A 21,478-nucleotide genomic window follows, 5' to 3' on the forward strand; every position below is an offset into this window, starting at 1 on the left:
CCCTTATTGAGCAGCTGAACCCGTAAGCCCGTGATACCGGGCTTCAGTACCTCTGATCAACGCGCGAACAAGCGCGCCGCGTGCAAGCCCAGGCCCGTGGCCACCGAAGCAAAGCGGTCGCCGCGCACCAGGGTGGCTTGCGGGTAGTCGGCGGCGATGCGCTCGGCCAACAAACGCAGGCCGGTGGAGCCGCCGGTGAAGTAGAGCGCGTTGATCTGCTCCGGCTTCAGGCCCGCCATGGCCACGGTTTCGCGGCCGCATTGCACGATGCGGTTGATGTCGGCGTCCAGCGCCGCCACGGCCACGGTTTCCGACAGCTCGATCTGCAAGCCGTTCTCGACGATGCCGAGGTCGATCACCGTGTCGCCACCGCCCGAGACCGCGATCTTGGCGCCCTCGGCACGCGCCGCCAGTTCATGGCCCAGATGGTCTTCCACCACCGTCATCAGGCGCTGGTGATGCTGCACATTGCCGTAGAAGCTGCGCATGCTGCGCAACTCGGCCACGCGGCCGGGGCTGTAAACGGTGTTGATCAAATGCCAGGTGGCGAGGTCAAAGTAGACGCCGCTGGGCACTTCACGCGCTGGCGAGCCCGGGCGCTCGGGGCCGTGGCTGCGGTAGCCGAACTCACGCAAGATGCTGGCCAGTTCGACGTGCCGATCAAAGTCGGTGCCGGCGATGTGCACGCCGTGGTTGGCCAAGATGTCGTCGCGGCGATCCAGGCGCTGCATGCGCTGCGGGCCAACGCGCACGACGGAAAAGTCCGAGGTGCCGCCGCCGATGTCGGCCACCAGAACGATTTGCTCCTCGGTGGCCTGGCTTTCAAAGTCGAACGCGGCCGCGATGGGCTCAAACTGGAAATGCACTTCATCAAAGCCGGCGGCATGAGCCGCGCCTTCCAGCGACTTCTGCGCAGCGGCGTCACGCGCCGGCTCGCCATCCACAAAGAACACCGGCCGGCCTAGCACCACCTTGTTCAGCGGCGCCTCCGCGCCGGCAGCCAGCGCCTTGCTGCGCAGGCGCTTGAGGTAGCCGGCCAGGATGTCGACGTATTTGATGCCACGGCCGCCGCCCACATCGGTGGTTTGGTCGATCAGGCCCGAGCCCAGAATGCTCTTCATCGAGCGCATCAGGCGGCCGTCGCTGCCTTCCACATAGGCGGCCACCGCGGCGCGGCCAAAGGCGCGCGGCGGGCCGTCGGCGTCGTGGCGGCCTTCGACGAAATAGAACACCGCCGTGGGCATGGTCAGGTGGCCGGGCTCCAGCTCCACCAGGTCCATGGCGGCCTTGCCGTCACCGGTATGGCGACGGGGAATGGCAATCGCCGAGTTGGACGTGCCAAAGTCGATGGCGCAAAAACTGGCCGAATGGGGGATGGAGGAGCTCATGGGGACCGCGAACAGAAGGGGCGCGGATTGTACCGGGCGCGCCCTTCTTCCGCCCTTGCCCCTCACTCAAGGCAAGGGCGATCAAGTCCCCGTGCGCGGACTTAGACCCCGTAGCAGCCGAAATCCATCGCGGGCTTGCGGCCGGCCATCAGCTCGGCCATGGCGAGGCCGGAACCGGCGCCATGGGTCCAGCCCAAAGTGCCGTGGCCGGCATTGATCCACAGATTGCTGGCCTTGCGGCTGCGGCCGATGTAGGGGATGTTGGTCGGCGTGCTGGGGCGCAGGCCGGTCCAGTAATTGGGCTCGCTCAGATCGGCCACGCCAGGGAACAGCTCCTCATAACGGCGCACCAGCGCGGCGCAACGGGTGCGCGAGGTGGGGCGGTCGAGGTCGTTGTCAAAACCGCACAGCTCGGCCGTGCCGGCAATGCGAATGCTGTCGCCCAGGCGCGAGATGGCGATCTTGCGCGTGTCGTCCAGCAAGCTCACCACGCTGGCCTGCTCGGGCTTCTTCAGCTTCAAGGTGGCGGAATAGCCCTTGGCGGGGTAGATATTGAGGAATTCGCCCAGCGGCTTGACCAGGGCCGGGGTGTAAGAACCCATGGCGGCGACAAAGGCGTCGGCCTTCAAGTCTTGCTTGGCGCCGCTGCGCACACTCGCGATCTGCACCTGGTCGATGGTGGAGCCCGTGCGCGACAGCTGCAGCACCTCGTGTTCCCACAGGAACTTGGCACCACGCTGCTGGCACAGCAGCGCCAGCTTCTGGGTGAACACGCAGGCATCACCCGATTCATCGCTGGGCGTGAAGGTGCCGCCGAAGATATTGGCGCCGAAGCTGGCCAGGGCGGGCTCCACCTTCAGCACTTCTTCGCGGCTCAGCACGCGGCGGTCCACACCGTGGCGGCGCATGATTTCGGCACCGGCCACGCCGTTGTCAAAGTCGGCTTGCGAGGAGAAGAAGTGCAAGATGCCGCGCTCCAGGCGCTCGTACTCGATGCCGGTCTGCCCGACCAAGTCCTTCAGGGCGGCGTGGCTGTAGCGGCCCAGTTGCACCAATTGCTCGACATTGCGCTCGAAAGCGGCGCTGGTGCACTGGGTCAGAAAGCTCAGGCCCCAGATCCATTGCTTGGGATCCAGGCTGGGGCGGAACAGCAGCGGCGAGTCATCGCGCAACAGCCACTTGGCCACCTTGAAAGGCGCACCGGCATTGGCCCAGGGTTCGCAGAAGCTGACCGAGATCTGCGCGCCGTTGGCAAAGCTGGTTTCCAGCGCGGCGTCTTTCTGACGGTCCACCACCGTCACCTCATGGCCCTGCTCCAGCAAATACCAGGCGGTGCAAACGCCGATGATGCCGGCTCCAAGTACGACGACTTTCATTGTCTGAACTCCATGCGTCAGGCCCCCAGCGGGCCCAGCAATAGTTGAAAACCCAAAAACCACATCAGCAGGGCAACGGCGCCATCAATGGCCCGCCACACCCAAGGCTTGCTGAGCATGGGCGCCGCCGCAGCAGCCCCGAAACCCAGCAAGGAAAACCACATCACCGAGGCCAGGCCCGCGCCCAGGCCAAAAGCCCAGCGTAGGTCAACACCAGCAACATCGGCAAATTGCGCGCCGACAGTACCCAAGAGCAGCACTGTGTCCAAATAGACATGGGGATTCAGAAATGTCATGGCCGCAGCGCTGAGCAAAGTGGCGCGCAAATCCGTGCCGCTGGCCTGCGCCTGCAAGCTGCCCGCGCCCACCCAGGCACGCTGCGCTGCCTTCAAGCCATACAGCAGCAAGAAGGCCGCACCGCCCCAGCGAAAGACGTTCAGCAGGAGCGGGCTGGAAGCAATCAGCGTGCCCAGGCCGAACAAGCCCAGGGCGATCAAGATCACATCCGACAAGCTGCAAAACAGCACCACCGGCGCCACATGGCGGCGCAACAAGCCTTGGCGCAGCACCAGCGCGTTTTGCGCGCCGATGGCCATGATCAAGCCGGCGCCCGTCAGCCAACCTTGGGTCATTGCGGCAGCGCTGTCGGGAGTGAGGCTCATTGGGCGCGGATTGTCTACAGGAAGCCGGCAAACTAGAAGTAGGATTCATATTTCTCGGCACACATTAGGCACACTAATGAAAGACCTCGATCTCGCCAGCCTCGATTGCCTCACCGCCCTGGCGGATGAACGCAGCTTCGAGCGCGCCGCCCAGCGCCTGGCCATCACCCAAAGCGCCGTCTCGCAGCGCCTGCGCAGCCTGGAGTCGCAGGTAGGCCAGTTGCTGGTGGTGCGCTCGCGCCCCTTGCGCCTGAGCGAGCCCGGCAAAGTGCTGCTGCGCTACGCCCGCCAGCTGCAAGCCATGCGCACCGATATGGCCCGCGAACTGGGCAGCCGAGTGGCCATGGACGAGCGCATTGCCATCGCCGTTAACGCCGACAGCCTGGCCACCTGGGTGCTGCCGGCCCTGGACCGGGTGGTGCAAGACGGCCTGAACCAGGGCTTCGGCCTGGAGCTGGTGGTGGACGATCAGGACTTCACCCACGACTGGCTGCGCCAGGGCGAAGTGCTGGGCTGCGTCAGCACCGTGCGCCAGGCCCTGCGTGGCTGCGCGGTGCAAACCCTGGGGGTGATGCGCTATGTGGCCGTGGCCAGCCCCGCCTTTTGCGCCAAACGCCTGCCCCAGGGCCTATTCGAAGGCAATTTCGCCAGCACGCCCTTCTTGGTGTTCAACCGCAAAGACGACAGCCAGGCCCTGTGGGTCAGCAAGGCCTTCGGCGTGCGCCAGCCGCGCCTGCAAGAACGCTATGTGCCGTCCAGCGAGGCCTATGTGCGGGCGGTGTGCATGGGTTGGGGCGTCGGCGTGGCGCCGGAGCTGCAAGTGCGCCCGCTGATCCAGAGCGGTGAGCTGCAAGTGCTGCGGCCCGAGATCAGCGTCGATGTGACGCTCTACTGGCACCAGTGGAAGCTGCTGACCGAGCAGACCGCCGCGCCGGCCCGCGTGGCCTTGCTGGATCAGATCGGCCAAGCCCTGGCGGCCGGCGCCAAGCTGGCACTGGCCTGACTGTGGCGTGCGCGCCAAGTGCGGCCGCCGCCGGTCAGCCCCGGCCGTGACAACAGTCACCTTTTCCCAACTAAGTACATATTTACCCCCAGTTTGGGGGTTCGTTTTTCGCGCGCCTGCCGCACACTGAAAGCACAAGAACGCAGCGCCTAAGTAGCAGCCTCGAAGCCGCCATCTGATTCGGCCCACACGAAGAGACAAGCGAGGTTTGATATGCGATTTGCACCTGCATTGCGCTTTTTCCGCCGCAGCCCCGCCACGCCCCTGGAGCAAGACCCGGCCGATATGGGCACGGCCTTCGGCATGGAAGCCAGCCTGGACGGCAGCGATGATTTCCGCAGCAGTCAGCCCCCGATGGAGCTGGAATCCCAGCGCGCGGCCGCTGGCAATGGCGGCCATCTAGAGTCACCGCTGGCCTGGCTGTCCAGACGCAGCAACTGAAGCCCCCCCTCAGCGGCACGCCCAAAAAAAATGGGCCGCAAAACGCGGCCCATCGTTTTCTTGGCGCCTAGCCAGATGGCCTAGGCCGCAAGCAAATTCAGCTCAGCGCACCAGCAAGGTGGGCACGCGGCAGTTCGCCATCACCTTGGTGGCCACCGAGCCCATCACCAGATTGCCCAGCGCGCCATGGCCGTGCGAGCCCAGGACCAGCAGGTCGAAGTCGCCCTTGTCAGCGGTGCTGGCGATCACATCGGCGGCCGGGCCAACCTTGTTGACGTACTCGACCTTGACCTTCTTGCGAGCGAAGAACGTGCGCAAGGTCTTGAGCACCTTCTCGCCTTCGTCGGCGTAGTAGCCCTTGAGCACTTCCTTGTCCAGCACTGCCGCAGCGCGCGGTGGCACGGCCGGCACCACATGGACCACGGTGTAGGCATTGGTCTCGCTCAACCATTCGTCGTGAGCCGCCAGATAGGCCAACATGCGCTTGGTGAATGGGCTGCCATCAACGGCGATCAAGATCTTCATGGTGTGTGCTCCAAGAGTTATGTACTCAACAAATCCAAGTCAAAGTTTGACAGTAAAGCCGGCACTCTGCTTGACCTTAGTCAATCAAAAACCTCGATGTGTGCGTTTGCCAGAAAGCCCGCGGGCTCGTTCTTGCGCGCATGTCCTCGGGCATTGCAGATGACGCGGGTTGCACCCAAGCGGTAGTCGTTCTGGCAATGCAGATGGCCATGCAGCCACAGGCGCGCCAAGGGCAGCAGGGCTTCGTCGTCATTGCAGAAGCTGGCCGTGCCGGGCTGCTTGCCGTAGCGCGGGTCGGCACTGCGCAGCGAAGGTGCGAAATGGGTGATGACCACGGTGGCATCCCACTCGCCGCTTTTTTGCTCACCCAGCGCCAACTGCTCGGCCAACCAGTCGCGGCAGCGCAGAGCCTCTTGACGCACAGCCGCCGCATCAAACGACTGGCCGTCGCGGCTGGCCGCCATCACGCGCTGAAAGTAGCCCGCGGCGCGCATGGCGCGCTCGCGCTGGGCCACGCCGAAGACATCGAAATCGCTCCAGCGCGTGCTGCCCAGAAAGCGCACGCGACGGCCTTGATCGTCCAGCCGGATGCAAGCGCTGTTGTCGAGCAAGGTGAAGCCCAGCTCGGCCGATAGGGCCTGCAAGCCGGCCCGCGCCGCGTCGAAATCGCGCTGGTCGTACTCGTGATTGCCGGGCACGAAGAGCACCGGCACCGGCCAGTTCTGAAAGCGGCGCAGGCCTTGCCAGCCGCTGTCGATGTCGCCGGCCAGGATCAGCAACTCCGCGCCCGGTGCAGGCTCGGGCTCGAAAGCTTCGGTTTCGAGGTGGAGGTCGGAGAGGAGTTGGAGGCGCATGGGGCGGGATGAAGACTCAGGTGGCGGCCGGTGCCGCAAGAACCCGCTAGATCAGTTGGGGTCGGAACTAATCGCTGCATTCGGGCCGTCTGTCCCGCAAGGCCTAGTCAGTTGGGGACAGAGCTACTCGCTGCGCTCGAGCGGTCTGTCCCGCAAGGCCAAGTCAGTTGGGGACAGAGCTACTCGCTGCGCTCGGGCGGTCTGTCCCGCAAAGTCTTAATTAGCGCCGTGGCATTGCTTGTACTTGCGCCCCGAACCGCAATGGCAAGGGTCGTTGCGGCCGAGCTTGGGGCCTTCGCGGCGCAGGGTTTCGACGCGATAGCGCTGCTCTTGAGTCAGGTCACACAGGTCGGCCACGGTCACCACCATCTCTTCGATAGCATCGTCCAAGTCCTTCAGCGGATGCTCGCGGTCCAGGGTGGCAACCACTTCCTTTTCCTCCGGCGTTTCGGCCGGCAGGTGGCGGTAGAGGCGAGCCAATGCAGCCATCACGGCATCGTTGTCCATCTCCGACAGCTCGGGGAAGCACAGTGCGGCATGCTGGAAGCCAGCGACCCAGGGCATCAGGGTGCGCGAGATCAAGCTCATGCTGTTGTAGGTGGCGCGGGCTTCGGCCTGCTCGGGATCTTCGTCGACCGGCGCTTGCTCAGCAGCCGCCTCGGCACCTTCTGCAGACTCAGCCGGCTCGTCCAGATCCAGCACCACGGGGTCGAACCAGCCGTCCTCCACCATGGCCTTGTTGAGTGCTGTGTGGCGGCGCTCGGTCAGCTCGCGGATGCGGGCCAGCCAGGTTTGGTCGACTTCTTCGGGCAGCACGCCACCGTCGTAATCGAAGATATTGGGAAGCCACTCATCGATGTCGATCAGGCGCGGTTGCACCAGCACACCGCAGAGATAGCCGTCCAGCATGGAGGCATCCAGCGGCTGCAGCGGCGCGGGCGTGTTGGCAAGCAATTCGTCGAGTTCGGCGAATTCGGATTCGGTCAGGTCGGAGGTGCTCATGCGCCAATTGTCGCCGCAGAAGCCAACAAACGGAATTGGCGGCGGCAAACTGCAAGCGGATGTCCGCTTCAACCAGGCCTGACTGAGTTTGTCACCGCAGAAGCCAACAAACGGAATTGGGCGACAGCAAACTAGCCCGGCGGCGAACTGCCCACCACCACAGCCGGCAACTGCGCCCGCCCCGCCGCGGCGATCAAACAAGCGCGCATCCAGCGCTGGGCGCTGCGCGCCTCGCTGCGCAGATGCCACAGCATGTCGACATTGACCTTGGACAGCTGCACCGGCAGCGGCCGCTCCAGCAGCTTGTCGCGAAAGCCGGTGGCTTCGATGAATCGGGTGGGTAACACGGTCAGCAGGTCGGACTGTGAAACCACCCGCCCTGCGGTGAAGAACTGATTCACCGTCAGCACGATGCGGCGGCTGCGGTTCAGCGCGTTCAGGGCCTGGTCCACAAAACCATGCGCCCGGCCGGAAAAGCTCACCAGCAAATGATGGGCCGCGCAAAAAGCGTCCAGGTCCAAAGGCAAGTCGGCCAAGGGGTGGTCGCGGCGCATCACGCAGACGTATTCGCTGTCGTATAGGCGGTGCTGGCGTATGGCCGCCTGGTTGCCCTGCGACTGCAGCGCCGCCACCGCACTGGGAAAGTAGCCCACGGCGAAGTCCACCTCGCCCTGCTCCAGCAAGGCACGGGGATCGCGGGTGGTCAGCGGCAACACATGCACATTGGCCAGCGCCCGCGCCTCCTCCAGCTGCGCCACCAGCGGCGGCAAGAGCAACGCGGCGGTGGCATCGGCCATGGCGATGCGGAAGGTGTATTCCTCGCTTTCGGGCTGAAACTCACCCGGGACCAACAGGGTTTGCAAGCGCTGGAGGATCAGCCTCACCTCGGGCCACAGGCCTTCGGCGCGGGAAGTGGGCTTCATGCCAAAGGCCTGGCGCACGAAGAGTTCCTCGCCCAAGGCCTCACGCAAACGCTTGAGCGCATGGCTGACGGCGGGCTGAGTCATGGCCAGGCGCTGCGCCGCGCGGGTCAGATTGCGCTCGGCCATCACGGCGTCAAACACGCGCAGCAGGTTCAGATCCAGATTGAGGAAGTTCATGGCGCCGAATTGAGGTGAAGGCGTTGATATGCGAATTGTTTATACAACGGATTCAAACAATTCATTGGCGGCATTACTAGGGTTTACCCCATAATTCACCCATCGCTTCAACAAGAAGCACCCACTGCAGTCAGTCCGCCTCGGTACCAACCGGTTAAAACGGAAGCGTCGACTGCCAAATCTAGGAAATACCATGAGCGTCGCTACCCAAACCTTCGGCCGTCCCCTGAGCCACAGCCTGCATTTCAATGTCCGCCACAGCGGTTCCTTCGCCGCCATCGGCGCCCGCGTCTGGTTGAACCTGGCTGCCAAGGTCAAGGCACGTATCGCCGCCGCTTCCGAAGCCCGCGCTTCCCGCGAACTGCTGGCCCTGGCTCAAGAGTACGAGACCAGCATGCCTTCCTTCGCCGCCGAACTGCGCGCCGCTTACAACCGCCGCAGCTGAACCGCGCTGGCCGGTTCACGCAGAAAAAAGGCCCTCAGGGGCCTTTTTGCATTTGTGGCCCGCTTGTTGCCGGCCAATGTCGGGCTCGTCTCAAGCAAGCAGCAAGCGGGCCATGCTGAGCGCCAAGCCCGCCAGCGCCGCCCCCAGCACCACGGCCATCACACCTACCTGGTAGCGAAACAAGGCCACGGCGGCCACCAAGCCGATCAGCGCCGAGCGCCAGTCGAAGGGCCCGGCCAGGCCCTGCGGCCACAGCACGTGGGTCGCAAAAAACAGCGCCAGATTGACGATCACGCCCACCACCGCCGCGGTGACGCCCGTCAGCGGCGCGGTGAGTTTCAAATTGCCATGCGTGGTCTCGATGAAAGGGCCGCCCAGCAAGATGAACATGAAGGACGGCAAAAAGGTGGCACAGGTCACCACGCTTGCCGCCACCGCGCCGGCCAGAAACAGCGCGTCCGGGCCAAACAAGGCGCGGCTCCAGCCACCCACAAAGCCGACGAAGGCCACGACCATGATCAGTGGGCCGGGCGTGGTCTCGCCCAAGGCCAGCCCGTCCATCATCTGCGCCGCATTGAGCCACTGAAAATGCTCCACCGCACCTTGGTAGACATAGGGCAGCACGGCATACGCACCGCCAAAAGTCAGCAAGGCCGCCTTGGTGAAGAACCAGGCCATCTGCGTCAGCACCGCGTCCCAGCCAAAGGCCAGCGTCAGGCCCGTGATGGCCAAGAACCATAGCCCCAGAAAGAAGGCCAACACGCGGCGGAAATGCCGCCAGCTGAACACGACATGCGCGGGCGTGGGTGTGTCGTCGTCGATCAAGGCGGGGCCATAAGACAGCTTCGCCGCGCCATGGGCGCCGCCGACCGCGAACTTGTCTGGTGCATAGCGGCCGCCCAAATACCCGAGGGCGCCCGCGCACAAAACGATCAAGGGAAAGGGCAGCTGCAAGGCGAAGATGGCCACAAACGCAGCCACGGCGATGCCCCACAGCCAGCCATTTTTCAGAGCCCGCGAGCCGATGCGATAGGCGGCGAACACCACGATGGCCGTCACCGCAGGTTTGATGCCATACAACACCCCTGCCACCGCCGGCTGCTGACCAAAGGCCATATAGACCCAGGACAGCGCAATCAGAATGAACAGGGACGGCAGCACGAAAAGCCCGCCCGCCACCAGCCCGCCGGGCGTGCGATGCATCAGCCAGCCAATATAGGTGGCCAGCTGCTGCGCCTCCGGGCCGGGCAAGACCATGCAGTAATTGAGCGCATGCAGGAAACGCCGCTCTGAAATCCAGCGGCGCCGCTCGACCAGTTCCTGGTGCATCAGCGCGATCTGCCCAGCCGGCCCGCCGAAGCTAACAAAGCCCAGTTTGAGCCAGAACACAAAGGCCTCACGAAGCGAGACGGGGTCGGGCGCGCTCGCGCCCTCCCCCATGCTGGGCGGTAGATTCGACATCCGGCGAATATCGCACAAGCAAAAAGAAGCCCGGCCGAGGCCGGGCTGGTTTACTTGCCGCCGCTGCTGTGCAAAGCGACGGCAGGCGCTGAGCGGACCTTACTCGGCCTGCAAGCGCGCCTCGATCAGCGCCTTGGTGGCGGGCAGTTCCACCGGCAGGTGGTAGGCCAGCTGGGCAAACAGCTCATCGTGCAGCTTCATTTCGGTGGCCCAGGCGGCCTTGTCGATATGGGTGGTGATGTTGAACTGCTCTTGGCTGAAGTTCAGGCCGTTCCAATTGATGTCTTGGTAGCGCGGTGTCACGCCGAACGCGTGTTCCTCGCCCTGGCCAGTGCCTTCCACGCGGTCCAGCATCCACTTCAGCACGCGCATGTTCTCGCCGTAGCCAGGCCAGACGAACTTGCCATCGGCGCCCTTGCGGAACCAGTTGACGCAGTAGATTTGCGGCAGCTTGGCGCCCGAGGTGGCGCACAGGGTTTGCAGCTTCTTGCCCATGTCCAGCCAGTGCTGGAAGTAGTCCGACATGTTGTAGCCCATGAAGGGCAGCATGGCGAAGGGGTCGCGGCGCACCACGCCTTGCTGGCCAGCAGCGGCGGCGGTTGTTTCCGAACCCATGGTGGCAGCCATGTACACGCCTTCCACCCAGTTGCGGGCCTCGGTCACCAGCGGCACGGTGGTCGAGCGGCGGCCGCCGAAGATGAAGGCATCGATGGGCACGCCGGCGGGGTTGTCCCACTCGGAGTCCAGCGCCGGGTTGTTGATGGCCGAGACGGTGAAGCGTGCGTTCGGGTGCGCGGCCTTGGCGCCGGTTTCCTTGGCAATGGCGGGCGTCCAGTCCTTGCCTTGCCAGTCGATCAGGTGGGCGGGCGGCGTGTCGGTCATGCCTTCCCACCACACATCGCCGTCGTCGGTGAGTGCGACGTTGGTGAAGATCACGTCCTTGTTCAAGCTGGCCATGCAGTTGAAGTTGGTCAGCGTGTTGGTACCCGGCGCCACGCCGAAGTAGCCCGCTTCCGGGTTGATGGCGTAGAGGCGGCCATCGGCGGCGGGCTTGATCCAGGCGATGTCATCACCGATGGTGGTGACCTTCCAGCCCTCGAAGGCGGCCGGCGGGATCAGCATGGAGAAATTAGTCTTGCCGCAAGCGCTGGGGAAGGCTGCCGCGAAGTGGTACTTCTTGCCCTCGGGCGAAGTCACGCCCAGGATCAGCATGTGCTCGGCCAACCAACCTTGGTCGCGGCCCATGGTGGAAGCAATGCGTAGGGCGAAGCACTTCTTGCCCAGCAAGGCATTGCCGCCGTAGCCGGAGCCGTAGGACCAGATCTCGCGCGTTTCGGGGAAATGCACGATGTACTTGGTCTGGTTGCAAGGCCACTTCACATCGGCCTGACCGGCTTCCAGCGGTGCGGCCACGGTGTGGACGCAAGGCACGAACACGCCGTCATCACCCAGCACGTCCAACACGGCGCGGCCCATGCGGGTCATGGTGCGCATATTCACGGCGACGTAGGGGCTGTCGGACAGTTCCACGCCGATGTGGGCGATCGGCGAGCCGATGGGGCCCATGCTGAAGGGCACAACGTAGAGCGTGCGGCCCTTCATGGCGCCCTTGAACAGCGCCTTGTCGCCGGTCTGCAGCAGTTCGCGCATCTCGGCCGGTGCCATCCAGTTATTGGTCGGGCCGGCGTCTTCCTTCTTGGCGGAGCAGATATAGGTGCGATCTTCAACCCGGGCGACGTCGCTGGGGTCGCTGCAAGCCAGGAAACTATTGGGGCGCAGGGCCGGATTGAGTTTCTTGAAGGTACCGGCGGCCACCAACTGCTCGCACAGGCGGTCGTATTCGGCTTGACTGCCGTCGCACCAGTACACATCACGCGCTTGCGTGAGCGCGGCGACTTCGGCCACCCAGGCGATCAAACGCTGGTGTTTCACGTATGCCGGCACATTCAAGCGCAGGCCTTCCATCACGGGCTGGTTCATAGCTTTCCCAATCAAAGTTAAATCAGTATTGGGTCAAGCTCGGTAGCAAGCACTCACCTAATGGCGCGTGCCGCGGGTCGGGCCTGACCCAATGCCGTTCAACAGGCCGGCCCCGATAGGAGGCTTTGGCGAGATGTGGCAAAAGCCGACGCAGGGTGGTGTTCGGACTGGTGCAGCAGCACGAGCCCCGGTTGGGGCTCGCACAGACGTGATTGTCACCCCAATGTAACCATGCCGTAACTCGCCGAAACCCCGGGTTTATGCATTTGCCGAATGAAGCTATGCAAGAACTCACAGCTCGCGCGCGAACGTGACGCTGACCGGGTCACTCCGGATGTCGGGCCCGCCATGCCCGCAGGGCCTGGCGGTAGCGGTCCATCTCCAGGTCGTAGAGATCAAAGATGCAGGGATCGCAGCCATTGCCGCAGCAGGCGTCCAGGTCGGGCTGCGGGGGCGGCAAAGGCATGGGATCGGGTTCGGATACGGCGGGGGAAGACATAGCGCAAGATTGTCTCGCAGCGCTGATTTCCCCAAGGACCGCGGCGGGAATAGGGGCGGCTATGGCGCCAGCAAACGCCCCACCCCTCACCGCCTCGGCGCCGTGCAGCCCCCGCGCTACTGATTTCAGCTCAACCCAAAGCCTCCACCGGCCGCAAGCCCATCGCAAGGCGCAAGTGCCGCGCTGCCGCCAGCGTGCTCACGCCCAGGGTCAGCAGTGCTGCCGCGGCCAGCGGCCAGCCCAGGCCAGGCGCCAGCGCGATGCGGTCTTCAAAACCGGCCAGGTATTGCCAGCCCAGCCAGCCGGCCAGGGGCAGGCCCAAGACTGCGGCGCCGAGCAATGGCCACGCGAATTCGCGCCCGACGCTGAGCGCGACCTGCAGCGGGCTGGCGCCGTGCAGATGGCGCAAGACCAGCTCGGTGCGGCGACGGCGCAGGGTGTCGGCCACCAGGGCGTAAGCCCCCAGCATGGCCACGCCCACCGCCAGCAGGGCGATGGCGCTCAGCAGGCTGGTGATTTGCTGCTCCTGGCGGTAGACCTCGGCAAGCTGCTCGTCGGCGGCCTGAATTTCGTGCCGCACGGCCGGGCCGTGGGCGGCCCAGATTTCGTCCAGCGCCCGGCGCAAGGCGACCGGGTCGGGGCCATGCACCGTCAAATCCCACTGCGGCGCCTCACTGAGCAAAAAGGCTTGCGGCCGGGCGGCTTCGCGGGCCGACTCCAGGCGCACGGCTTTCACCACCGCCACCACCCGGCGCAGCGCCTTGCCTTCTTGCAAAAAGCCGCCGCCCGCGCGCAGTTGCGCGCCGATGGCCGCCTGCGGGCTGGCAAAGCCCAAAAGTCTTGCCGCCTTGGCATCGATCACCAACTTGGCCTCGCCGTCCTCGCCCGCTGCATTCGCAACAGAACTCAGCGCGGCGCTCGAACCCAGCTTGGGGTCGCCCGCCAGCACGGTCATGCCATAGGTCTCGAAGAAGCCACTGGACACGGTGCTGACGCGCAGCACCTGTTTGTGCTGGCTGGCGCTGACGTGCAGATCGATCTCACCCTCGGTGTCACGCGCCGGGCGCATGCCGCTGAAGGCCCAGTGTTGAATGGCAGGATGTGAGCGCAGCGCGGCGATCAGCGGCGCCATCTGCGGCACCTCGTCGGGGTCCATCACAATGCCCAGCCAGAGCCGGTTGTGAGTGTCAAAGCCGCGGTCCAGATGCAGCAGATATTGCTGCTGCAGGGCCAGCACCCCGGCCAAACCCAGCAGCGCCATCGAGCCGCACAGCTGCAACGTCAACAAGCCCTGGCGCAGGCGTCGACCCCAAGGCCCTTCGCTGGCCGTGCGGCCTTGCAAGGCCGGCGCCGGGGCGCGTTGCAAGGCGGCCCAGGCCGGCAAAGCCAGGGTCAGCGGCCACAGCAGCAAAACGCTCAAGCCCAAGCCCAGCAAGACCCGGCCGGGCAGCGGATCAGCCACCGGGTGCTGCGCGGACAAGCCCATCCACTGCGCCAGCGCGGGCGCCAGCCACCAAGCCAACAGCAGCGCGCCAGCGGCGGCCAGCAGCAGCGGCAGCAAGACTTCCAAGCCCCACAGCTGCAGCAGACGCGGGCCATCCGCGCCCAAGCTGCGGCGCAAAGCGGTTTCGCGCTGGCGTTGCAGCAAGCTGGCAGTGTGCAGATTCATGGTGTTGAAGGCCGCCAGCAGCAGCAGCACCAAGCAGGCCAGACCGACCGCGCCCAGCAGCTGCCAACGCAATTCCACACCACGCGCCTCAAACGGCAGCTCGGTCAGCGGCAGGCCACGGAAGAAGGCGGCCTCGCGGCCATTGGCCTTCCACTCGGCCGGCAGCTTTGCATACTGCGGGTTGGCCATGAAGGCGGCGCGCATCCAGCCACCCACCTGCGCGGCCGTGGCCCCCGGTGCCAGGCGAGCAAACACCCGGCCGTTGATGACGAATAGCGCCTCCCGCTGCGCCGGCGTGCGGGTATTGGCTTGCGAGTCATAACCCACCATGGCCATGGCTTCACCCACCGAGGCCAGCGCGCCGGGATTGGCCAGCGGGTTGCGGGCATCGATATTGGGCATCACCGCGCTGACGGTGTAGGTCTTGCCGCCCGCCTCGATGCGGCGGCCCAGCGCCTGTTCGGGCGGCAGCTCGCCCCACAGCTTGCGCAGCAGATCGGTGTTGATGGCAATGCCGTCATGCCGCGCCAGGCTGGCGCGCAGGTCCCCCTGCAGGGAGGGCAGTTGCAGCAGCGGCACCAGATCGGGGTCGGCCAGCAGCAAATAGCTGGCTTGCAGGCGGCCGTCGATCTTGATGTCCAAGCCGCCGCCACTGGCCCGGCTGATCAACTCCAGCGGGACCTTGCGCTCCTTCAACATCTCAGCGAACACGAGCGGCGAGGCGCTGAACCAGAAGTTTTGCTCGCCCGGCAGATTGCCCTTGAAGTCCAGCAGCACCACGCGCTCGGGCGCGGGGATCGCCGGGTCGGGGTCAGACAAGGCCACCGCCAGCAAAGCCACCAACACACAGGCCGCCTGCGCCAGCATCAGCCCACCCACCGCCACGGCCGTGGCCCAGGGCCGGGCGCGCAGGCCACGGCAGGCGTCGCGCAGCAAGGCGATCCTTGCACTCATGCCGCGACCTCGGCGCAGGCATCCACCAGCACCCGCCCGTCCAGCAGGCGCACGGTGCGCGAGGCCAGCGCCGCGTGCTCGGCGCTGTGGGTCACCATCACCAAGGTAGTACCTTCGTCATTGAGTTCGCGCAGCAGCTGCATCACCTCCTGGCCATGGCCGCTGTCGAGATTGCCGGTGGGCTCATCCGCCAGCAGCAGAGCCGGGCGAGCCGCGATGGCACGGGCAATCGCCACCCGCTGCTGCTGGCCACCGCTGAGCTGGCTGGGGTGGTGGGCAGCGCGGTGGCTCAGGCCCAGGCGCCCCAGCACCTCGGCAACGCGCTGGCGCTGCGCCTGCTCGGGCATGGGGCCGTAGCGCAGGGCCAGTTGCACGTTGTCGGCCACGCTCATTTCATCAACCAGATTGAAGCTCTGGAACACAAAGCCGATGCGGCCACGCCGCAGGGCAGCTAACTCACGCGGGCGCAACGCCGTGACGTCCTCACCCAGTAAACGGTACTGCCCGCTGCTGGGCAGGTCCAGCAAGCCCAGCAGGCCCAGCAAGGTGGACTTGCCGCAGCCCGAGGGGCCGGTGATGGCGACATATTCGCCCGCCTCGATGTGCAGGTCGATGGCATCGAGCGCGGTGGTTTCGATATCACCGGCACGGTGGCGCTTGCTCACGGCTTTGAGTTCGATCATGGGAGAGTCAGCCTTTCAAGATCAAAAGAGGGAGGTTGGGACACCAGCACTTCATCGCCGGCCACCAAGCCGGACAAAACTTCCACCTGGCCGGCCGCACGCCGGCCCAGCTGCACCGCGCGGCGACGTAACTCGCCACCCTGACGCACAAAAAGCTGGCTCTGCACGCCCGGCCCGTCGGGCAAGAGCAAGGCCGGCGCGGGCTGGGCCAGGGCCAGGCGCAGCTCCACGGCCTGGCCGGGGCGCAATTCGGCCGGCGCCTGCCCGGCGGGCCAACGCAGCAGCACGCGCAGCTTGCCGCCCTGCACTTGCGGCAGGATCTGCGCCAGGCTCAGCACGCCCTTGCCCTCGCTGTGGGCGCTCTGGCCGGCTTGCAGGCGCGGCAAATAGTATTCGTCCACTTCGGCCGTTAGCTGCATGCCACCGGCCGGGTCATCGATGCGGCCCAGGCGGTCGCCCAGCCGCACGCTGGTGCCGGGTTGCAGAGCAAAGCCACTGAGCTGGCCGGCAATGGGCGCGCGCTGCAACAGCCGGTCGCGCGCGCGCTCCAGCAACTGCAGGCCGCGCTGCAAGCCCTGCACGGCGCGGGCCATCTCATCTAGGGATTGCTGGCGCGTCTGCGCCTCCAGCGCCTGATCCTGGCGCGCTTGCTGCAGCAGCTGTGTGGCCAGGCCTTGCTGGCGCTGCGCTTGCTCCAGAGCGGCGGCCGACAGAAACCCGTCTTGCGCCAGCTGGCTGGCACGTTGCAGCTCGTTGTCGGCCTGCTGCTGGGCGGCTTGCAGCTGGGCCAGCTCGCGGCGGTTCTGGGCAAGGCTGGCGGCCTGCGCGCTGCGCTGGACCGAGACGTTAGCCATCTGCTGCGCCACCTCGGCGCTGCGCTGCATCAAAAGCTGCTCCTGCTCTGGGCTGAGCAGGCGGTACAGCGGCGCGCCGGCCTGCACCTTGTCGCCGTCGGCCGCGAGCACCGCCTCTACCCGCCCGGCCTCGGCCGCATCCAGCTGCACCGAGCGCAGCGGCTCAACGCGAGCGCGCAGCGCCAACTCGTCGCGGAACTCACCCAGGCGAACGGTAGCCAGCTGCATATGACCTAGCGGCTGGGCCGGCGTGGCGCGCACCGCCCACAGCCAAGCGCCGCCAAGCGCCAGCGCGGCGACTGCCGCAGCGGCAATCACCCGCGCGCGCCGCCAGAGAGGTGGCCGCGGCAGGCTGCGGTCCATCGCGGCGCCGCTGGGGGGCAGGGTTTGGGGGACAGGTTCTAACGACATCTTGCTGTGCAGCATCGCGGCACGGCAAGCGCCGGCCAAGCCCCCTGTCCGCTTTCGGACAGGGCTCTGGCGCGCCCGCGCGCGTGGCTGCGAAGATAGGCGCCTATGCCCGCCGCTGAACCGCTTCTCCCCTCCATCTTGCTGCTCGACGACGACCCCGATGTGGGTCTGGCGGCGCAGCTCTTGCTGCAGCGCCGGGTGGCGCCGCTGACCTGCTTGCGCCGCCCGGCCGAGCTGCTGCCGGCCATCAGCCGCCTGCGCCCCGCCCTGCTGCTGCTGGACCTCAACTTCGGCCCCGGCCGCAGCGACGGCGCCCAAGGCCTGCGCCTGCTGGCCGAGGTGCAGGCCCTGGCCGAGCCGCCACTGGTCGTCGTGTTGACGGCTTACGCCGACATCGACCTGGCCGTGCAAGCCCTGCGCAAGGGCGCTTACGACTTCCTCACCAAGCCTTGGGACAATGTGCGACTGATCGCCACCTGCCGCGAAGCCTTGGCGCAAGGCGCAGCGGCCAGCGCTGAGCCGCCCAGGTCCTTGACGCCGCCCGCGCCGGAGCAGGAAGCACCGCGCTCCCTGGCGGTACAGGAACGCGCCGCCGTGCTGGCGGCCATGGCCCAGGCCGAGGGCAATCTGAGCGCCGCCGCGCGCTTGCTGGGCTTGTCACGCGCAGCGCTCTACCGTCGCCTGGATAAACATGGGCTTTAACTCCGCACTGGCCCGGCTGGGCGGCGCCGCCTTGCTGCTCGCGGCTGCCGGGGCGCTGGCCCATGGTGCTGACGGCACGGCGCGCGGCTGGGTCGGCCCAGCCCTGCTGAGTACAGCAGCGCTGGCCCTGGCTTGGCGGCGCGGCTTGCCACCACCGGCCTTTCCCGAGCCCCAGCCCAGCGCCGCCGCCACCGCCGTATCCCAACAAAGCCTGGCCATCGCGCTGGCCCAGCTGGAACACCTGCCCGTGGCCGCCTGGCTGCAAACGGGTGAAAGCCAGCTCAAGCCCCTGAGCAGCCGCGCCCGCCGCCTGCAAGCGCCCGGCGGCGTGCGCGATGTGGCGGCACTGCAGCAGCTCTTGCTCACCCAAACGCATAGCGGGCCGGTGCTGCTGGACACCGAGCGCGGCAGCGATGAACGTTGGCAGCTGCGCCGCCAGCCCCTGGCGCTGGACGGCCAAGCCCAGGTCTTGCTTGTGCTGGTGCCGCTGGAGCAAGCGCTGGAGAGCGAGTCACTGCTGGCCTGGCAGCAGCTGGTGCAGGTGCTGACGCACGAGATCATGAACTCGCTCACACCGATTCAAAGCCTCAGCCAAACAGCCCTGCTCTTGATGGATGAGCAAGACGAGGGCCCGGCCGCGCATCCCGTCAGTTCGAGCACCGACAGCCGCGCCGAGATGCGCCAGGCGCTGCAAGCGATTGCCTTGCGGGCGCAGAGCTTGTCCAGCTTTGTGCGCAACTACCGGCGCGTCAGCCAATGGCCGGCGCCGCAACTCGCGCCGGTGGACTTGGGCGCCCTGATGGCGCGCCTGCAGCAGGCCGTGGGCCCCGCCTGGCTGGCGCGCGGCGGGGCCGTCAGCTTTGAGCTGGCCACGGCGGGCCTGCGCTTGCAGGCCGATGCCGGACAACTGGAGCAAGCCCTCCTGGCCCTGCTGCGCAATGCCGAACAAGCCACCTGGGGCCTGGCCGTGCCACGGCTGTGGGTCAAATGCGCGCAAGGGCGCGGCGGGCGGCTGCTGATCAGCGTGCGCGACAACGGCGCCGGCGTACCCGCTGGACTAGAGCGGCAAATCTTTCTGCCCTTTTTCAGCGCGCGCGAGCACGGCGCCGAAGCTGACGGAACGGCCGGCCAGGAAGGTCAAGCCGAACAAGCCGGCCAAGCTGGACAAGGCATTGGCCTGACCGTGGTGCGCCAGCTCGTCAACGGCATGGGCGGCCGGGTGCGGCATGTGCGGCCGCTGGAAGGTGGCGCGGCCTTTGTGCTGAGTTTTTGAGTTGACACCCTAGGCCCACAGGTACGGAAGTTGCATCGCCTTGGCCACCATGCCAAGCCTGCCACCCGACACCCCGGTGCTGCGCGTGCTGTTGATCAACGACGGCGCCCATCACCTGCAGCTGATCCAGCAAGAGCTGGCGGCGCAGGGCTGCGAGGTGGTGGGGGTGATTGCCGAGGCCACCTTAATTCACGACTGCGTGCTGCGCCTGCAGCCCGATGTGGTGATTGTGGACAGCGCCTCGCCCTCGCGCGACACCTTGGAGAACCTGGCCACTCTCAACGAGCGCATGCCGCGCCCGGTGCTGGTGTTCTCGGAAAGCAGCCACGATGACCCGATGCGCCACGCCCTCAAGGCCGGCGTCAGCGCCTATGTGGTGGCGGGCCTGCAAAGCGGGCGCTTGGCCGGCGTGATGCAGGTGGCGATTGCCCGCTTCGAGCAAGACCTGGCCCTGCGCCAGGAACTGGGCCGCGCCCAGGCCCAGCTGGCCGGGCGCAAGTGCATTGAAAAGGCCAAAGGCATCCTGATGCGCGAGCTCACGCTGGACGAAGACGGCGCCTATCGCCAGATGCGCCGCATGGCCATGGACCGCGGCATGCCGCTGGTGGAACTGGCCGACCGCATCATCGACGCCCACAGCCTCTTGCGCCCGATTTGATGCTGCAGTGCACCAAGCTGGCCCGCCCGGCCACTCAGAAGTGCCCGCAATGCGTGCATCAGGGGCCGCCCGCCCGGGCAAAACGCTGGCACGCTTCCTGCTAAATTAACCCTGCGGCCCGCAACGACGTGGGCCGGCAAGACTGAATTTTCCGTACCGCATTCTTCTTTCGGGCAAAGGCGTCCGACCGTTCAACCCCGCCATTTCTTGGCGCCGGGCTTGATGGTCGCGACGCCTTTTTTCGTTTTGTCTTGGAGGTTTTCATTCATGCACAAGGTCAAGCACGCCATGGAGGGTTTGATGAGCGAACCACGTCGAAAACTGCTGCTGGGCGCCGCCGCTGCGGCCGCCCTGCCCGCCGCCACAGCGGTATCAACAGGCGCCTGGGCCGCCGGCTCGGACAAGCCCGAGAAAGAAGAAGTGCGCATCGGCTTCATCCCGCTGACCGACTGCGCCTCGGTGGTGATGGCCTCGGTGCTGGGCTTTGATAAGAAGTACGGCATCAAGATCGTCGCCAGCAAGGAGGCCTCCTGGGCCGGCGTGCGCGACAAGCTGGTCAACGGCGAGCTGGACATGGCGCACGCCCTCTACGGCTTGGTCTACGGCGTCCACCTGGGCGTGGCCGGGCCCAAGAAGGACATGGCCGTGCTGATGACGCTCAACAACAATGGCCAGGCCATCACCTTGGCCAAGAAGCTGGCCGACCAAGGCGCGGTGGACGGCGCCTCGCTGGCCAAGCTGATGCGCCAAGACAAGCGCGAGTACACCTTCGCCCAGACCTTCCCCACCGGCACCCACGCCATGTGGCTGTATTACTGGCTGGCCGCGCATGGCGTTCACCCGCTGAAGGACAGCAAGGTCATCACCGTGCCGCCGCCGCAGATGGTGGCGAATATGCGGGTTGGCAATATGGACGGCTTTTGCGTGGGCGAGCCCTGGAACCACCGCGCCATCATGGACGGCATCGGCATCACCGCGGCCACCACCCAAGACATCTGGCCCGACCACCCCGAGAAGGTGCTGGCCTGCAGCGGCGACTTCGCCAAGAAGAACCCCAACACCGCGCGCGCCGTCATCATGGCCGTGCTGGAAGCCAGCCGCTGGATCGACGCCAATCTGCAGAACAAGCTGAAGATGGCCGACACCATCGCCGACAAGGCCTATGTCAACACCAGCGCCGATGCGATCAACCAGCGCATCCTGGGCCGCTACCAGAACGGCCTGGGCAAGACCTGGGACGACCCGAACGCGATGAAGTTCTTCAACGACGGCGCGGTCAACTTCCCCTACCTGAGCGACGGCATGTGGTTCCTGACCCAGCACAAGCGCTGGGGCTTGCTCAAGGAGCACCCGGACTATCTGACCGTGGCCACGCAGATCAACCAGATCGAGCTTTACAAGCAAGCCGCCAGCCAACTCAAGATCGCCGTGCCCAAGGAGGCGCTGCGCAGCGCCAAGCTGCTGGACGGGATGGTGTGGGACGGCAAGTCGCCGGCCAAGTACGCCGATAGTTTCAAGCTGAAAGCCTGAGGCCCATC

Annotated in this window: 20 protein-coding genes; 7 read left to right on the forward strand and 13 right to left on the reverse strand. The window is 66.0% G+C overall.

Features of this window, described 5'->3' with window-relative positions; genetic code table 11:
• Positions 1 to 56: 56 nt before the first annotated feature.
• The 3 genes from AABB87_RS09995 to AABB87_RS10005 all read right to left on the reverse strand — a co-directional run bounded on the left by AABB87_RS09995 (position 57) and on the right by AABB87_RS10005 (position 3,426).
• Positions 57 to 1,388 carry an Hsp70 family protein gene (locus AABB87_RS09995; protein WP_341971094.1) on the reverse strand — a complete coding sequence of 444 codons (1,332 nt, stop codon included), beginning with the start codon at positions 1,386 to 1,388 and terminating at the stop codon, positions 57 to 59.
• Positions 1,389 to 1,489: 101 nt separating this feature from the next.
• Positions 1,490 to 2,764 (reverse strand): D-amino acid dehydrogenase, encoded by a 1,275-nt coding sequence (locus tag AABB87_RS10000; RefSeq protein WP_341971095.1) that lies wholly within the window; start codon positions 2,762 to 2,764, stop codon positions 1,490 to 1,492.
• Positions 2,765 to 2,781: 17 nt separating this feature from the next.
• Positions 2,782 to 3,426 carry a LysE/ArgO family amino acid transporter gene (locus AABB87_RS10005; RefSeq protein ID WP_341971096.1) on the reverse strand — a complete coding sequence of 215 codons (645 nt, stop codon included), beginning with the start codon at positions 3,424 to 3,426 and terminating at the stop codon, positions 2,782 to 2,784.
• Positions 3,427 to 3,502: 76 nt separating this feature from the next.
• Here AABB87_RS10005 and AABB87_RS10010 point away from each other — a divergent pair, with 76 nt between their 5' ends.
• Both AABB87_RS10010 and AABB87_RS10015 read left to right on the forward strand, forming a co-directional pair.
• Positions 3,503 to 4,429 carry a LysR family transcriptional regulator ArgP gene (locus tag AABB87_RS10010; RefSeq protein WP_058721585.1) on the forward strand — a complete coding sequence of 309 codons (927 nt, stop codon included), beginning with the start codon at positions 3,503 to 3,505 and terminating at the stop codon, positions 4,427 to 4,429.
• A 213-nt stretch (positions 4,430 to 4,642) separates the two neighbouring features.
• Complete coding sequence (locus AABB87_RS10015; protein WP_156422137.1) at positions 4,643 to 4,870, forward strand: hypothetical protein; 228 nt, start codon at positions 4,643 to 4,645, stop codon at positions 4,868 to 4,870.
• 102 nt (positions 4,871 to 4,972) lie between these two features.
• Here the strand turns inward: AABB87_RS10015 and AABB87_RS10020 are convergent, their stop codons facing one another.
• From AABB87_RS10020 to AABB87_RS10035, 4 genes are all read right to left on the reverse strand, one after another.
• Positions 4,973 to 5,395 carry a universal stress protein gene (locus AABB87_RS10020; RefSeq protein ID WP_341971097.1) on the reverse strand — a complete coding sequence of 141 codons (423 nt, stop codon included), beginning with the start codon at positions 5,393 to 5,395 and terminating at the stop codon, positions 4,973 to 4,975.
• Between the two features lie 80 nt (positions 5,396 to 5,475).
• A complete protein-coding gene (locus AABB87_RS10025; RefSeq protein WP_341971098.1) occupies positions 5,476 to 6,249 on the reverse strand; it encodes a metallophosphoesterase in 774 nt (257 codons plus the stop codon).
• Positions 6,250 to 6,465: 216 nt separating this feature from the next.
• Positions 6,466 to 7,251 (reverse strand): YecA/YgfB family protein, encoded by a 786-nt coding sequence (locus tag AABB87_RS10030; protein WP_082680383.1) that lies wholly within the window; start codon positions 7,249 to 7,251, stop codon positions 6,466 to 6,468.
• A gap of 131 nt (positions 7,252 to 7,382) precedes the next feature.
• Positions 7,383 to 8,351, reverse strand: coding sequence for a LysR family transcriptional regulator (locus tag AABB87_RS10035; RefSeq protein WP_341971100.1), 969 nt, complete (start codon positions 8,349 to 8,351; stop codon positions 7,383 to 7,385).
• A gap of 193 nt (positions 8,352 to 8,544) precedes the next feature.
• Here AABB87_RS10035 and AABB87_RS10040 point away from each other — a divergent pair, with 193 nt between their 5' ends.
• Positions 8,545 to 8,796, forward strand: a complete 252-nt coding sequence (locus tag AABB87_RS10040; RefSeq protein WP_058721579.1) for a hypothetical protein — start codon at positions 8,545 to 8,547, stop codon at positions 8,794 to 8,796.
• Positions 8,797 to 8,886: 90 nt separating this feature from the next.
• Here the strand turns inward: AABB87_RS10040 and chrA are convergent, their stop codons facing one another.
• The 6 genes from chrA to AABB87_RS10070 all read right to left on the reverse strand — a co-directional run bounded on the left by chrA (position 8,887) and on the right by AABB87_RS10070 (position 17,307).
• Positions 8,887 to 10,236: a chromate efflux transporter gene (chrA, locus tag AABB87_RS10045; RefSeq protein ID WP_341971270.1), complete on the reverse strand. Its 1,350-nt coding sequence runs from the start codon at positions 10,234 to 10,236 to the stop codon at positions 8,887 to 8,889.
• A 120-nt stretch (positions 10,237 to 10,356) separates the two neighbouring features.
• The gene (locus AABB87_RS10050) at positions 10,357 to 12,237 is read right to left on the reverse strand and encodes a phosphoenolpyruvate carboxykinase (GTP) (protein WP_341971101.1); all 1,881 of its coding nucleotides are present in this window, start codon (positions 12,235 to 12,237) and stop codon (positions 10,357 to 10,359) included.
• 325 nt (positions 12,238 to 12,562) lie between these two features.
• Entirely contained in the window at positions 12,563 to 12,736 is a 174-nt protein-coding gene (locus AABB87_RS10055; RefSeq protein WP_341971102.1) for an oxidoreductase-like domain-containing protein, read from the reverse strand.
• Positions 12,737 to 12,866: 130 nt separating this feature from the next.
• Positions 12,867 to 15,359: an FtsX-like permease family protein gene (locus tag AABB87_RS10060; protein WP_341971103.1), complete on the reverse strand. Its 2,493-nt coding sequence runs from the start codon at positions 15,357 to 15,359 to the stop codon at positions 12,867 to 12,869.
• Positions 15,356 to 16,042, reverse strand: a complete 687-nt coding sequence (locus tag AABB87_RS10065) for an ABC transporter ATP-binding protein (protein ID WP_341971104.1) — start codon at positions 16,040 to 16,042, stop codon at positions 15,356 to 15,358. The genes AABB87_RS10060 and AABB87_RS10065 overlap by 4 nt, the downstream gene beginning before the upstream one ends.
• Entirely contained in the window at positions 16,039 to 17,307 is a 1,269-nt protein-coding gene (locus AABB87_RS10070) for an efflux RND transporter periplasmic adaptor subunit (RefSeq protein ID WP_341971105.1), read from the reverse strand. Before AABB87_RS10070 ends, AABB87_RS10065 begins: the two co-directional genes overlap by 4 nt.
• Positions 17,308 to 17,412: 105 nt before the next feature.
• Here AABB87_RS10070 and AABB87_RS10075 point away from each other — a divergent pair, with 105 nt between their 5' ends.
• The 4 genes from AABB87_RS10075 to AABB87_RS10090 all read left to right on the forward strand — a co-directional run bounded on the left by AABB87_RS10075 (position 17,413) and on the right by AABB87_RS10090 (position 21,470).
• Positions 17,413 to 18,009, forward strand: a complete 597-nt coding sequence (locus tag AABB87_RS10075) for a response regulator (RefSeq protein ID WP_341971106.1) — start codon at positions 17,413 to 17,415, stop codon at positions 18,007 to 18,009.
• Positions 17,999 to 19,282, forward strand: a complete 1,284-nt coding sequence (locus AABB87_RS10080; protein WP_341971107.1) for a sensor histidine kinase — start codon at positions 17,999 to 18,001, stop codon at positions 19,280 to 19,282. The genes AABB87_RS10075 and AABB87_RS10080 overlap by 11 nt, the downstream gene beginning before the upstream one ends.
• 49 nt (positions 19,283 to 19,331) lie before the next feature.
• Entirely contained in the window at positions 19,332 to 19,940 is a 609-nt protein-coding gene (locus AABB87_RS10085) for an ANTAR domain-containing response regulator (protein WP_197418184.1), read from the forward strand.
• 300 nt (positions 19,941 to 20,240) lie between these two features.
• A complete protein-coding gene (locus AABB87_RS10090; protein WP_341971108.1) occupies positions 20,241 to 21,470 on the forward strand; it encodes a CmpA/NrtA family ABC transporter substrate-binding protein in 1,230 nt (409 codons plus the stop codon).
• Positions 21,471 to 21,478 lie beyond the last annotated feature (8 nt).

Source organism: Roseateles sp. PN1 (genome assembly GCF_038419725.1).
Classification (GTDB): domain Bacteria; phylum Pseudomonadota; class Gammaproteobacteria; order Burkholderiales; family Burkholderiaceae_C; genus Paucibacter_A.